Annotated in this window: 19 protein-coding genes; all 19 read left to right on the forward strand. The window is 42.4% G+C overall.

All coding sequences use genetic code 11. From position 1 onward, the window contains the following. Window positions 1-10 precede the first annotated feature (10 nt). The 19 genes from rplO (at window position 11) to KFZ58_RS01000 (ending at window position 13883) form a co-directional block, all read left to right on the forward strand. A complete protein-coding gene (rplO, locus tag KFZ58_RS00910) occupies window positions 11-451 on the forward strand; it encodes a 50S ribosomal protein L15 (protein WP_235793017.1) in 441 nt (146 codons plus the stop codon). Next, complete coding sequence (gene secY / locus KFZ58_RS00915) at window positions 451-1743, forward strand: preprotein translocase subunit SecY (RefSeq protein ID WP_235793018.1); 1293 nt, start codon at window positions 451-453, stop codon at window positions 1741-1743. Before rplO ends, secY begins: the two co-directional genes overlap by 1 nt. A gap of 34 nt (window positions 1744-1777) precedes the next feature. After that, window positions 1778-2422, forward strand: coding sequence for an adenylate kinase (locus tag KFZ58_RS00920; RefSeq protein ID WP_235793019.1), 645 nt, complete (start codon window positions 1778-1780; stop codon window positions 2420-2422). 165 nt (window positions 2423-2587) lie between these two features. Further along, entirely contained in the window at window positions 2588-2908 is a 321-nt protein-coding gene (locus KFZ58_RS00925) for a KOW domain-containing RNA-binding protein (RefSeq protein ID WP_235793020.1), read from the forward strand. Beyond that, window positions 2901-3119: a translation initiation factor IF-1 gene (infA, locus tag KFZ58_RS00930; protein WP_010095735.1), complete on the forward strand. Its 219-nt coding sequence runs from the start codon at window positions 2901-2903 to the stop codon at window positions 3117-3119. Before KFZ58_RS00925 ends, infA begins: the two co-directional genes overlap by 8 nt. 27 nt (window positions 3120-3146) lie before the next feature. Next, a complete protein-coding gene (gene rpmJ / locus KFZ58_RS00935) occupies window positions 3147-3260 on the forward strand; it encodes a 50S ribosomal protein L36 (RefSeq protein ID WP_235793021.1) in 114 nt (37 codons plus the stop codon). A 63-nt stretch (window positions 3261-3323) separates the two neighbouring features. Further along, window positions 3324-3689 carry a 30S ribosomal protein S13 gene (gene rpsM, locus KFZ58_RS00940; protein ID WP_235793022.1) on the forward strand — a complete coding sequence of 122 codons (366 nt, stop codon included), beginning with the start codon at window positions 3324-3326 and terminating at the stop codon, window positions 3687-3689. Window positions 3690-3710: 21 nt separating this feature from the next. Then, window positions 3711-4100: a 30S ribosomal protein S11 gene (gene rpsK, locus KFZ58_RS00945; protein ID WP_235793023.1), complete on the forward strand. Its 390-nt coding sequence runs from the start codon at window positions 3711-3713 to the stop codon at window positions 4098-4100. A 206-nt stretch (window positions 4101-4306) separates the two neighbouring features. After that, window positions 4307-5251 carry a DNA-directed RNA polymerase subunit alpha gene (locus KFZ58_RS00950; RefSeq protein WP_235793024.1) on the forward strand — a complete coding sequence of 315 codons (945 nt, stop codon included), beginning with the start codon at window positions 4307-4309 and terminating at the stop codon, window positions 5249-5251. 39 nt (window positions 5252-5290) lie between these two features. After that, on the forward strand, window positions 5291-5644 hold the full coding sequence (rplQ, locus tag KFZ58_RS00955; RefSeq protein ID WP_235793025.1) for a 50S ribosomal protein L17: 354 nt from the start codon (window positions 5291-5293) through the stop codon (window positions 5642-5644). A 658-nt stretch (window positions 5645-6302) separates the two neighbouring features. After that, window positions 6303-7142, forward strand: a complete 840-nt coding sequence (locus KFZ58_RS00960) for an energy-coupling factor ABC transporter ATP-binding protein (protein ID WP_235793026.1) — start codon at window positions 6303-6305, stop codon at window positions 7140-7142. After that, complete coding sequence (locus KFZ58_RS00965; protein ID WP_235793027.1) at window positions 7118-7987, forward strand: energy-coupling factor ABC transporter ATP-binding protein; 870 nt, start codon at window positions 7118-7120, stop codon at window positions 7985-7987. The genes KFZ58_RS00960 and KFZ58_RS00965 overlap by 25 nt, the downstream gene beginning before the upstream one ends. Further along, complete coding sequence (locus KFZ58_RS00970) at window positions 7984-8781, forward strand: energy-coupling factor transporter transmembrane component T family protein (protein ID WP_235793028.1); 798 nt, start codon at window positions 7984-7986, stop codon at window positions 8779-8781. The genes KFZ58_RS00965 and KFZ58_RS00970 overlap by 4 nt, the downstream gene beginning before the upstream one ends. Window positions 8782-8802: 21 nt before the next feature. Continuing rightward, on the forward strand, window positions 8803-9549 hold the full coding sequence (gene truA, locus KFZ58_RS00975; protein ID WP_235793029.1) for a tRNA pseudouridine(38-40) synthase TruA: 747 nt from the start codon (window positions 8803-8805) through the stop codon (window positions 9547-9549). Between the two features lie 165 nt (window positions 9550-9714). Further along, entirely contained in the window at window positions 9715-10152 is a 438-nt protein-coding gene (rplM, locus tag KFZ58_RS00980; RefSeq protein ID WP_235793030.1) for a 50S ribosomal protein L13, read from the forward strand. Between the two features lie 18 nt (window positions 10153-10170). Further along, the gene (gene rpsI / locus KFZ58_RS00985; protein WP_235793031.1) at window positions 10171-10563 is read left to right on the forward strand and encodes a 30S ribosomal protein S9; all 393 of its coding nucleotides are present in this window, start codon (window positions 10171-10173) and stop codon (window positions 10561-10563) included. 198 nt (window positions 10564-10761) lie between these two features. Further along, on the forward strand, window positions 10762-11613 hold the full coding sequence (locus tag KFZ58_RS19100) for a TetR/AcrR family transcriptional regulator (protein WP_304956808.1): 852 nt from the start codon (window positions 10762-10764) through the stop codon (window positions 11611-11613). Further along, the gene (locus KFZ58_RS00995; RefSeq protein WP_235793032.1) at window positions 11610-13082 is read left to right on the forward strand and encodes an MDR family MFS transporter; all 1473 of its coding nucleotides are present in this window, start codon (window positions 11610-11612) and stop codon (window positions 13080-13082) included. The genes KFZ58_RS19100 and KFZ58_RS00995 overlap by 4 nt, the downstream gene beginning before the upstream one ends. Before the next feature lie 429 nt (window positions 13083-13511). After that, window positions 13512-13883, forward strand: a complete 372-nt coding sequence (locus KFZ58_RS01000) for a GntR family transcriptional regulator (RefSeq protein ID WP_235793033.1) — start codon at window positions 13512-13514, stop codon at window positions 13881-13883. Window positions 13884-13888 lie beyond the last annotated feature (5 nt).

The raw sequence follows: 13888 nt of genomic DNA on the forward strand, positions 1-13888 counted from the left end.
AGGTGCTCGCATGAAACTTCATGAATTGAAGGCATCAGAAGGAACTCGCAAAGAACGTAACCGTGTGGGTCGTGGGATGTCATCCGGTAATGGTAAAACCTCCGGCAGAGGACATAAAGGCCAAAAGGCACGTTCTGGTGGTGGCACTCGTCCAGGCTTTGAAGGTGGCCAAATGCCATTATTCCAACGCCTGCCAAAACGCGGATTTACAAATATTCACCGCAAAGAATTTGCTATTGTAAACCTTGATGCGCTAAATCGTTTTGAAGACGGCACAGAAATTACACCTGAGCTATTACTTGAAGAAGGTGTCGTAAGTAAACCTAAATCCGGTATTAAAGTACTAGGCAAGGGTACTATCGAAAAGAATCTAACAGTAAAAGCTAATAAGTTCTCTGCTTCAGCAAAAGAAGCAATCGAGGCAGCGGGCGGTAAAACAGAGGTGGTTTAATGTTCCGTACAATCTCCAATTTTATGCGCATTAAAGACATTAGGCAGAAAATAATTTTCACATTATTAATGCTGGTTGTTTTCCGTATTGGTACATTTATTCCTGTGCCCTTTACAGATAGTGAAGCGATCGATTTTATGAACCAACAAAATGCGTTTGGTTTTCTTGATACGTTTGGTGGGGGAGCCCTGCAGAATTTCTCCATTTTTGCTATGGGGATTATGCCTTACATTACAGCATCCATCATCATGCAATTATTGCAAATGGATGTTGTACCTAAGTTTTCCGAGTGGAAAAAACAAGGGGAGAGTGGGCGTAAAAAACTAGCTCAAATAACCCGTTATGCTACGATCGGTCTTGCATTTGTCCAGGCAATCGCGATGTCTATCGGTTTTAATGCAATGGCTGGAGGGATGCTGATTCAAGATCCAAACTTTATGAAATTCTTGTTTATTGCGATCGTATTAACAAGTGGAACAGCATTCTTGATGTGGGTTGGTGAACAAATCACGGCAAACGGTGTTGGAAATGGGATCTCGATTTTGATTTTCGCAGGTATTGTAGCTGCAGTGCCAAATGGTGTTGGTCAATTATATAGCCAGTATTTTGTTAACCCTGGTGATGAATTGTTTATCAATATTGTCATTGTTGCCTTAATTGTATTGGTTATTATTGCAGTAGTTGTTGGTGTAATTTTCATTCAGCAAGCATTACGTAAAATACCAATTCAATATGCGAAGAAAGTTGTTAATCGTTCGCAGGCGGGCGGGCAATCTACACATCTGCCACTTAAAGTAAATGCTGCAGGTGTCATCCCGGTAATCTTTGCAATTGCATTCATTATGGCGCCAACGACGATTGCCAGTTTCTTTGAAGGCAGTCAGGTTGCTTCAACCATTCAAATGATATTTGATTATACACAGCCAATCGGTATGGTAATATATGTAGCACTGATCATAGCTTTCACCTATTTCTATACATTTGTTCAGGTTAATCCAGAACAAATGGCCGAAAACTTACAAAAACAAGGTGGATATATCCCGGGCATTCGCCCAGGGAAAAACACGGAAACGTACCTGACACGCGTCATGTACAGATTAACATTTGTAGGTTCACTCTTCTTAGCAGCGGTATCTGTGATGCCTATTATTCTGGGTGGTCTTGCAAATCTGCCTCAAGCAATACAAATAGGCGGCACAAGCTTACTAATCGTTGTAGGTGTTGCGCTTCAAACAATGAAACAACTGGAAAGTCAGTTGGTAAAACGACACTACAAAGGGTTTATTAAGTAAAGGTTAGCTGCCAACGAGAGCGAGGGGAAAGGTTTTGAACCTGATTTTGATGGGTCTGCCTGGTGCTGGAAAGGGCACACAGGCCGAGAAAATAAACGATAAATATAACATCCCTCATATTTCAACAGGGGATATGTTTCGCTTGAGCATTAAAGAAGGTACAGATCTTGGGAAGCAAGCGAAGGAATATATGGATCAAGGTGAACTTGTTCCAGATGAAGTAACAATTGGGATTGTTAGAGAACGTTTGAATAAAGAAGATTGCAGGAATGGATTTTTATTGGATGGATTTCCAAGAACCATTGCTCAAGCCGAGAGTTTAGAGGAAATTCTCACAGAAATGAACGAAGCGATTGACTATTGTATCCATGTAGAGGTACCGGAAGAAAAATTAGTGGAGCGTCTGACTGGTCGTAGAATTTGTCCAACATGTGGAACGACTTATCATGTTATGTACCATCCTCCTCAAGAAGAGGGGAAATGTGATAAGGACGGCTCCCAGTTAATCCAACGAGACGACGATAAGCCTGAAACGGTTAAAAATCGCTTAGCGGTTAACTTGGAACAAACGAAGCCGTTACTCGATTTCTATGAGGATAAAGGTTATCTTGTAACAGTAGATGGAGATCAGGAGATTGATCATGTATTTCAGGATATTCAGTCCAAAATTGACAAATAAGCGATGAAACTGTATTTTAGGTCGCAGAATAGATGCAATTCTAGCTGTAAAAAGTTATAATATAACGGTGAGTTACTATATAAGATATAGTGACTAGGGTTAGTAAAATAAACTTTTTAAAAAAGGTTAGTAAATAAACTATAGCCTAAGTGAAGGTGATCGTTGTTGAACGAAGATGATTCGATTCCGCTAATAGGTCAAGTTGTTCGTATTATGCAAGGACGTGAGGCAGGTCAATACGCGGTAGTCATTAAAATAATTGAAGACCGGTATGTTCTGCTGGCAGATGGGGAAAAACGTAAATATGACCGACCAAAAAAGAAAAATGTAAGTCATATTGAATTAATGGATTACATTTCCCCTGAAGTCCAAAACAGCCTTCTGGAAACTGGTCGTGTCACAAATGGTAAACTCAGATTTGCCATAGCTAAATTTGCAGGTGAGGTTGTGACTGATTTGAAGAAGGGAGTAGGACACGATGGCTAAAGACGATGTAATTGAAGTGGAAGGTACCGTGACGGAAACATTGCCGAATGCGATGTTTAATGTAGAGCTTGAAAACGGCCATACAGTATTAGCGCATGTATCCGGTAAAATCCGTATGCATTTCATTCGCATTCTACCAGGCGATAAAGTAACGGTCGAACTTTCTCCGTACGATTTAACAAGAGGACGAATTACGTACCGTTATAAATAAGCTCCGATATAAAAGGAGGTAAAGACGATGAAAGTAAGAGCATCTGTAAAACCTATTTGTGAAAAATGTAAAGTTATAAAACGTAAAGGCACTGTAATGGTGATTTGCGACAATCCGAAACACAAGCAAAAACAAGGCTAAAACTAGCTGGTTATTAAAAGTTTCTAGGGATAAAAAGTAATAATCAAGGAGGTGCAAGTGTAGATGGCACGTATTGCAGGTATTGACGTTCCACGTGATAAACGCGTAGTTATTTCCCTAACATATGTTTATGGTGTTGGAAAAACTACTGCTCAGAAAGTCCTTAAACAGGCTGGTGTTTCAGAAGACACGAGAGTTCGCGATCTGACAGAAGACGAATTAGGTAATATCCGTAAGGCAATTGAGGAATATACAATTGAAGGTGACCTTCGTCGTGAAACATCACTAAACATTAAACGTTTAATAGAAATTGGCTCATATAGAGGCGTTCGCCACCGTCGCGGGTTACCATTACGTGGTCAAAAAACGAAAAACAATTCACGTACTCGTAAAGGACCACGCCGTACACAGGCTAACAAGAAAAAGTAAAGTAAGGAGGTAAGCTAATCAATGGCACGTAAAACAAATACACGTAAACGTCGTGTGAAAAAGAATATTGATACAGGTGTAGCGCATATTCGTTCAACGTTCAACAATACAATTGTTACGATTACGGATAGACAAGGTAATTCAATTGGCTGGAGTTCAGCAGGCGCACTTGGTTTTAAAGGCTCTCGTAAATCAACCCCTTTTGCTGCACAAATGGCCGCTGAAACTGCTGCAAAAACAGCTGTAGATAACGGCATGAAAACATTGGAAGTAACTGTTAAAGGCCCTGGCGCTGGTCGTGAAGCAGCAATTCGTTCACTTCAGGCAGCAGGCTTGGAAGTTACAGCAATTGTGGATGTAACACCAGTTCCTCACAATGGTTGCCGCCCACCCAAACGTCGTCGTGTATAATGGATGTATGAGAAGTTGTCACCCTGTCTATAATGGATTATGATGGCTAAAAGTATAAGTTTAAAAGCTTATATAGATAGCTTCGAAGGACAACGATGTACGAAAAGTAAACTAATAGTGCAGACTAGGGCTGCCTATTTGGGGAATTTCGGTTAGGCAGGTGAGTCTAGCCGGAGTTTCGACGTTTTAAAGGAGGGTTTTATGGAATGATCGAAATTGAAAAACCAAAAATTGAAACGGTAGAAGTCAGCGAAGATGCTACATTTGGAAAATTTGTAGTCGAGCCGCTCGAACGTGGATATGGTGCCACTCTTGGAAACTCCTTGCGTCGTATTCTATTATCCTCACTTCCAGGTGCTGCTGTGACATCAGTTCAAATTGACGGAGCACTACATGAATTTTCGACAATTGATGGTGTTGTTGAAGATGTGACAACAATAATTTTGAATCTGAAGAAACTAGCTCTAAAGATTTACTCTGACGCTGAGAAAACATTAGAGATCGATGTACAGGGAGAAGGAAAGGTTACAGCTGCAGACATTACCTATGATAGTGATGTAGAAGTATTAAATCCTGAGCTACCTATTGCAACGCTTAACAGCAGAGGCAACTTGCATATGAAGATAACTGCAGCACGTGGACGCGGCTACAGGCAATCAGAGCAAAATAAACATGACGAGCAACCAATCGGTGTTGTGGCAATTGATTCTATTTTTACTCCAGTGTCACGTGTGTCGTATACCGTGGAAAATACGCGTATTGGGCAAGTTGCAGACTACGATAAATTAACGCTGAATGTATCGACTGATGGAAGTATCCGCCCTGAAGAAGCAGTTTCTTTAGCGGCAAAAGTCTTTACAGAACATCTTAATGTTTTCGTAAGTTTAACAGATGAGGCAAAAAGTGCAGAAATTATGATTGAAAAAGAAGAAGATCAAAAAGAAAAAGTGATGGAGATGACAATTGAAGAGCTTGATCTTTCTGTCAGATCCTATAATTGCTTGAAACGGGCTGGAATTAATACAGTTCAAGAACTTGCAAACAAATCAGAAGAAGATATGATGAAAGTCCGTAATTTAGGTCGTAAATCACTGGAAGAAGTAAAAGTAAAACTAGATGATCTAGGGTTAGGTTTACGTGATGACGACTAATTAACACCTTTAGAGTTACAGGAAAGGGAGGGATAGTCCATGGCTAGAAAGTTCGGTCGTACAACAGACACTCGTCTGGCACTACTTCGCAACCTTGCATCTGATTTAATTATTCATGAACGGCTTGAAATAACAGAAGCAAAAGCGAAAGAACTCAAATCTATAGTAGAGAAAATGATTACACTTGGCAAACGTGGCGATCTTCACGCACGTCGTCAGGCTGCATCATTCTTATATAACCAGGAAGCTAACGAAAACGAAAATGTTATTCAGAAACTTTTCGATGATGTTGCCGCGCGTTACGAAGATCGACAAGGTGGATATACGCGTGTGCTTAAACTAGGTGCTCGTCAAGGTGATGGAGCAAAAATGGCAATCATTGAACTAGTTTAATGCAAGTACTTGCGTCAAGGGCGGGGCTAATCTCTTCAATGAGGTGAGACCAAGCCCTTTTTTTGTAGTAGACTCTTTTCATAAGTATTGTTGCTTTTAATTCGTCGTAGTTGATATAAATCGCGATATTCTGTGCAATACTCTACGCCGTCCGGGATCGTTCCGGGCAGTCGCGGACCTTAGGGCACGGCCTCAGCCTCCTCGCGGAAGACCGCCGCTGCGGGGTCTTCGGACTCGTGCTATTCCCGCAGGAGTCGACTGCCCTCCACTCACCCGGACTAGTGATAGCAACGAATCTGTTTCGTTTTATTACACAAATAATATATAGTTAGCCACTGCTAGCGGAGGAAATACACGAAGACTCCGGCGAGAGGAAAGGCATAGGTGAGACCCCGAAGTGCGATAGCAATCTTTTTTGCGAGGAGTGCTGCTTCCCGAAATCACTTGCAACACGACGAGCACAAGGGGGCTCACCAGCCGCCCGCGGAAAGCGTAGTGTATTTCCGTAGCGGTAAGTTACGTCAGACTTTATATCTTTTGTGTCAAAAGCAACAATCTTTTAGCTAACAGGCTTGTGACAAAGATAAGACTCGAGTCGCTAGCTCACGCGCAACTAGGGAAGAAAAGGCTGAGCAGGGGAGCCGGAGGAGGAATACCGATGAGGGAAAAACTAATCGAGTTCAGAAATGTGTCGTTTCGTTATGGGGACGACCAACCCTGGGTATTGGAGAATTGTTCATTTGATATATATGATAAAGAATCAGTTGCGATTATTGGTCATAATGGCTCCGGCAAGTCGACGATTGCGAAGTTGCTGAATGGGTTATTATTTCCTCAAGAAGGTGAAATTATAATCAATGGACAAGAAGTAAATCAAGAATCCATTTGGGACATACGCAGGGATGTAGGGATGGTTTTTCAGAATCCGGATAATCAATTTGTTGGAACAACGGTACAGGATGATGTCGCGTTTGGGATGGAAAATCGAGGGATCGTCCGAGAAGAAATGGTGAAGCGTATTGATGAAAATTTAACAGCTGTGGGAATGAATGACTACTTATTGACTGAGCCGCATCGTCTCTCAGGTGGGCAAAAGCAACGGGTAGCCATTGCAAGCGTATTAGCCATTTCCCCGAAGGTGCTTATTTTAGATGAGGCTACAGCTATGCTTGATCCACAAGGGCGCAAGGAAATCATGCAGGCAGTTTCCGATGTCCAGACATCAAATGATCTATCATTAATTACAATTACACATGATTTGCGGGAGGTTGTCCAGGCTGAGCGTGTTATCGTCATGAACGAGGGAAAAGTTTGGGAAGAGGCTGCGCCGCGTGAGATATTTTCAAAGAGGGAAGCATTACGGAAAATCGGGCTGGATGTACCGTTTGTTGCCATTTTAGCAGATGAACTAAAAACTGCAGGTGTGGGGCTAGCCAAGGAACCGCTAAATCATGAGGAATTGGTGGAGGATTTATGGACATTACATTCACAAACGTGAGCTACATCTATCAGCGTAATTCACCATTCGAACATAAGGCGATTGAGGATCTTTCATTTCACATTCCTTCAGGTTCTTATGTTGCGATTATTGGTCATACGGGTTCCGGGAAATCGACGATCATTCAGCATTTAAATGGACTTGTTCGTCCAAGCGTGGGGGAAGTCTCCATTGGCGATTTTCATCTAACGCGCGATAATAAGCCCAGTAGTATGAAAGAATTACGAAGTCGCGTTGGCGTTGTTTTTCAATACCCTGAACATCAGTTATTTGAAGAAACGGTGGAAAAGGACATTGCATTCGGCCCAGAAAATTTTGGTGTACCAAAAGATGAAATCGATAGGCGTATCAAGGAGATAACACCAGCTGTAGGACTGCCAGAGGAGTTACTTGAGCGATCGCCGTTTGACCTGAGTGGTGGGCAGATGCGAAGAGTTGCTATTGCGGGTGTGCTTGCAGTCAAGCCGGATGTCCTTGTGCTGGACGAGCCCACTGCTGGACTGGATCCACGCGGGCAAAAGGAAATGATGGATATGTTTTATCGTCTTCATCAGGAACAGGAATTAACTACGGTTCTTGTGACACACAGCATGGAAGACGCTTTAAACTATGCGGATCATGTCATCATTTTGAACGAGGGTACCAAATACATGGAAGGCAAGCCTGAAGACGTATTTACGCGAAAAGAGGCACTTCATCAGGTTCAGCTCGATGTGCCGGAAATCATTCAATTTTTAAATCTATTTGAAGCAAAATTTGGAGAGTCTATTTTCTTTGAAAGGCAATCGATAACGGATATAGCACAATCGATCCATGATTGTTTGAAGGGGGTCAGGCCCTCATGAACAATGCATTGATCATCGGTCAGTACGTCCCGGGTGACTCACTTATCCACCGATTGGACCCCCGAACGAAAATTACGATCATCTTCGCTTTTGTCATCATTGTATTCTTAGCGAACAATGTTTTAAGCTACGGGGTTTTAATTGCTTTTGCTCTTCTGAGTATGTTTACATCACGCGTACCAATTCGCTTTATTATGAAAGGATTAACACCGGTTTGGTTTCTGATTATATTTACGTTTATACTGCACTTATTTGTTACAAATGAAGGAACACTCCTTGTTGATCTTTTTATTGTTGAAATCTATTCCGGTGGTGTTATCCAAGGGTTCGCTATTTCTCTCAGGTTTTTCTTGCTTATATTAGTGACCTCCCTATTAACATTAACGACAACACCGATAGAGATTACGGACGCGATTGAGGATATGCTCCATCCATTGAAAAGATTCAAATTCCCGGTGCATGAGCTTGCTTTAATGATGTCCATTTCCTTGAGGTTTATCCCAACACTTATACAGGAGACGGATAAAATATCCAAAGCACAAGCATCAAGAGGGGTTGATTTTCGAACTGGTCCGATAAAAGAACGGGCAAAAGCAGTTGTACCATTGCTGATACCGCTGTTCGTCAGTGCATTTAAACGTGCTGAGGAACTGGCTATGGCCATGGAAGCGCGTGGTTATCAAGGCGGAGAAGGACGTACGAAACTAAGGCAGTTAAAAGTTGAAAAACGGGATATAGGCATCTATTTATTATTTGCTGTCGTACTTGCAGTTTTATTTATCACAAGAAGTTAACTTCAAGAGAGGCTGGTCGTTATGCAAAAAGTGAAATGCATTATTACCTATGATGGATCCGGGTTTGCCGGCTTCCAGATACAGCCTAAACAACGCACCGTACAAGGGGAATTGGAAAAGGCACTAACCAAGATGCACAAAGGCTCTTATGTACGTGTGCACCCCTCCGGAAGGACAGATACAGGTGTCCATGCCATAAATCAAACAATCCATTTTGAGACTCTATATGACATCCCTGTAAGTAATTGGAAGCGTGCCATCAATACACTCTTGCCTGGTGACCTTTATGTGAAGGAAGTAAAGCTCGCGCACGCGTCGTTTCACGCACGCTATGATGTTGTGGAAAAAGAATATCGCTATTATATATGGAATGAAAAAGAGGCTGACGTTTTTAAACGAAACTACTTTTATCAGTTTCCCTATAGCTTGAATGTAGAAGCAATACAAGAGGCGTGCAAGCAGCTGGAAGGGAAGCATGACTTCACCACATTTTCCTCAGCTAAAGCCACCACAAAAGGAAGCAAGGAAAGAACGCTTTATCAGGTTACTTGCGAAAAGCGGGGCAGCGAATTAGAACTTATTTTTCGAGGAAGTGGATTTTTATATAATATGGTGCGCATCATCGTTGGCGTGCTACTCGACATCGGGCAAGAGCGTCGTGAACCAGCCGAGATTGCTATGTTACTGGATAGTAAAGATCGCCGGCTTGTTGGCGAAACCGTACCACCACAAGGCTTATATTTGTGGGATGTAAAATATGAAGATTAAAATGCTCGGGAATCACGACTTTCCCTTGACAAACCCTAGTGTTATGGGATAAGATGGTCTATGGCAATTTATTTCTAAACCACGATTAGCCCCGGAATCTAATTGTGTTGAAATATACGAATAAAAAATATGAAACGAATGAATGAAATTTGGAGGGAAACTATCATGCGCACAACTTTCATGGCGAATGAAGCCAATATCGAACGCAAATGGTTGGTTGTGGATGCTGAAGGCCAGCGTCTTGGTCGTTTGGCAAGTGAGGTAGCTGCGATCCTTCGTGGAAAGCATAAAGCAACCTACACACCACATGCGGATACTGGTGATAATGTCATCATCATTAATGCTGAAAAAATCGAACTGACAGGAAATAAAATGACGGACAAAATGTACTACCGTCACACAGGCTACACTGGTGGTATCAAAGAACGTAATGCAGAAGAAATGCGTACAAAATACCCTGAGCAAATGCTGGAACGTGCTGTTAAAGGTATGCTTCCTAATGGCCCGCTAGGTCGTAAAATGAGTAAGAAACTGCATGTATTCAGAGGTTCACAGCACAATCATCAAGCACAAAAACCGCAAACTTATGAGCTTCGCGGATAATAAAGGGAGGTAAAGTAATTGGCACAAGTACAATATTACGGCACAGGCCGTCGTAAGAAATCAACTGCACGTGTACGCTTAGTACCGGGCACTGGAAATGTAAAAATTAATGATCGCGATGCAAAAGACTATTTTCCATATGAAACGCAACTGCTTATTTTGAATCAGCCACTTGCGCTTACAGAAACACAAGGAACCTATGACGTCTTAGTAAACGTTCATGGTGGAGGATTTACCGGCCAAGCTGGCGCTATCCGCCACGGTGTTGCCCGTGCGCTTCTAGAGGCAGATCCGGATTACCGCGCTCCTCTTAAAGCAGAAGGTTACCTGACTCGTGACCCACGTATGACTGAACGTAAGAAATACGGTCTTAAAGGCGCTCGTCGTGCACCACAATTCTCCAAGCGTTAATATACCAATGTTTAAAGCCCTTTTCCATTTTTGGAAGAGGGCTTGTTTTATGTTGCTTAATTTTTGACTGTCTCCTCTCCTGCATTATCCTTCCCGATCTTTTAAAAAATCTGTTGTATCTTAAAAATTCATATGTTATCATGTAGCGGTGACTATAAATTTACTATTGGTAACCAGGTAGTCAAAAAGGAGGTTCTAATGGGACAGCGAAGAGAGGAAATGCTGGATGCGGCTGTACAGCTATTTCAGAAAAACGGTTTTCATTCGACTTCTGTAGAAGATATAACACGTGCATGTGGTATTTCCAAGGGGGCTTTTTATAATCATTTTGACTCGAAGGAAAGCATGATTCTGCAAGTTTTACAGCGCTATTATGATGAGATGTTTCGGGAGGCAGATTATTTTTCAAAGGGTTTACATAGTTCACCTATCAAGGTCCTTAAAAAGAAAATCACCATTGAACTGGAAAGATCAATTGATTATCGGTACTTTTTTCATGCTGTTATGGCCGATTTCCCTCCAGATGACGATGGACCTATTCCCAAGTCACTAAATCGCATGCAGCATCAACTTCATGAATGGCATAAACATGCACTGCTGGAAGCGTTTGGACCAAAGCCCGGAAAATATTTAAATGATTTGGCAGTTGTTATGGAAGGTACGGTCCACAGCTATTTGATGAAGATCATCTGGGAGGGGGCCCCAGCGTTCCCATTGGATAGGATTGGGGACTTGATCGCTGAATGTCTTCACGCAATTGTTGCAAATGATGAACATATTTTTCCGGTACTGCCACGTCATGTTAAAGACGCAGTTCCTGTTTCGATCCTGGAGAACATGAAGCATGATTTGGATGCGATACGCGCTGAATTAGGGGATAAAAAAGATATACAAACAATTGATTTGTTGATTGAAGAACTCGGCCAGGAAAAGCCACGGGAATTTCTCATTGATGCGTTGCTAAACCAGCTTTACCGCCGTCCGAATCTAAAAAATCAATTAACAGTCATTTTAACAACATGGGAAGTATGGAAGGATGATGAAATATGAGCGACACAGCAAATTCCTGGGATATGCCGACAAAACAGAAAGCATTGATGATAGCTGCGCTGCTAACAGGAGCGTTTATGGGAATTATCAATGAAACGCTACTCGCAACTGCACTCCCATCCATTCAAGAGGCATTTTCCATCACGCAAGGTGAAGTCCAGTGGATGACGACAGCTTTCTTGATGACTAATGGTGTGATGATCCCGATATCGGCATTTTTGATCGATCGATTTACCACAAGGGGATTATTTTTAACAGCGATTGGATTATTCGGCGTGGGCACGCTCATCGCAGCAATAGCGACTGCTTATCCGGTACTACTACTGGGACGCGTAGTTCAAGCTTCGGGATCTGGCATTATGCTTCCGCTTTTGATGACAGTGCTCTTGGCAGTTATTCCGGTTTACCGTCGTGGAACCGCAATGGGATTAATCGGAATTGTTATTGCGTTTGGTCCGGCAATCGGTCCGACATTATCTGGCGTACTTTTGGAATATTTCTCATGGCGTTCCCTATTCTACGTTGTACTGCCAATTGTTGCTATTGCTATGACGATCGCGGCATTATTTTTACGTAATGTAACGGAACTGCGGAAGCCAAAAATAGATATCTTATCGATCATTCTTTCATCCGTTGGTTTTGGTTCATTTTTATACGGTTTTAGTATCGCTTCTGAAAGCGGATGGGGTAGTGCGGAAGTTATCACCATGATCGCAGTTGGTATAGTAGTGATAGGATTATTTATTTGGCGACAGCTCATTTTGGAAACACCGATGCTGGAATTTCGTATCTTTAAATATCGAACGTTTACCTTGGCGATTGTAATCACGATGACGGTGATGGTATCGATGATAGGGGCTGAGACGCTGCTGCCACTGTTCATGCAAAATGTGCTGCAATTTACACCGCTTCAATCCGGAATGATGCTGTTTCCAGGTGCAATTGTAATTGGAATTATGTCTCCGATTACCGGACGGCTGTTTGATCGGTTTGGAGCCAAGTGGCTGGCATTGATTGGCCTGGGTATTGTGACGGTTACAACGTTTATGTTTACCAGCCTATCGCTTGAAACATCATTTGCGTACTTGACAACGATTTATGCTATCCGCATGTTTGGTCTGTCGTTTGCATTGATGCCAGTGATGACATCCGCATTGAACCAGCTCCCGCCAACGGTGTATTCGCACGGTTCGGCGATGGCCAACACCTTGCAGCAAATTTCGGCGGCGCTTGGTACGGCGATTCTTGTGACACTTGTTTCTATGGGCGCGGGTAGCTTTGCACCGGATGCCAATACTTCTGCGGATATGGTTGGCCGACTTTCGCAGGTTATTGGATTTGAATGGGCGTTTATCGGCAGTACGATTCTTGCGTTTCTTGCGTTTATTTTGGCACTGTTTCTTCACTCTCCGAAGAAAGAAAAAGAAATCGTTCGGCGTATTCATGGTCAGGATGCGCGTTTGAGGTAAGAAGGAAGCGTTAAGTTAATATACCAACAAACAGGCTCAATTCCTTTTATGGAGTTGGGCCTGTTTTAGATTGCTTAAAATAAGCGAGTCGGAGGGGGCCTTTTCGTGCTTGTGCACTCTTCCTGCAACTTACGATCTTTCACATAGTCATCGTAGCTCGTTCAACCTCTGGTATGGCCGGTTCTGAATAAATCCATGGAAGTACTAAACGGCTGGTTTGAAGATTGCAATTCATTGGTAGAAATGGTTATCGGAAAATTCCCTTTGCTTATGTGTAATATGAGTTAAAACAGCGTATAAACTGTCTTTTTCCAAGCTTTTATAGGAAAAAAGGCAGTTATTTTTGTATAAAATCTCTTGACGTCACCGTACATACTGTATATACTACACATATACAGTATTAACAGATCGAGCAAAGCAGGTGATGCGTTGAATATTATTATTTCCAATGCGGTGGATCAGCCGATCTACGTGCAAATAAAAAACCAGATGAAGGAGCAGATTCTTCATGGCCAACTGCAGGAAAAGGAAAGCCTGCTGTCGATACGCAAGCTGGCGAAAGATCTGCAGGTCAGTGTGATTACCACAAAGAAGGCGTATGAGGAGCTGGAGAAAGAGGGCTTCATTGAAACGTTTCCGGGCAAGGGGTCGTTTGTAGCCTCGCAAAATTCCGAGTTACTTCGAGAAAAGCAGCTTAAGCTGATTGAGGATCAAATGGCAAAAATGCTGGAGGACAGCAAAGCATTCAATATTCCGCTCAACGAACTGATCGAGATGATGAAATTGCTATATGAGGAGTGAGCCAG

The organism is Virgibacillus sp. NKC19-16, from assembly GCF_021560035.1.
Classification (GTDB): domain Bacteria; phylum Bacillota; class Bacilli; order Bacillales; family Amphibacillaceae; genus Virgibacillus_L; species Virgibacillus_L salidurans.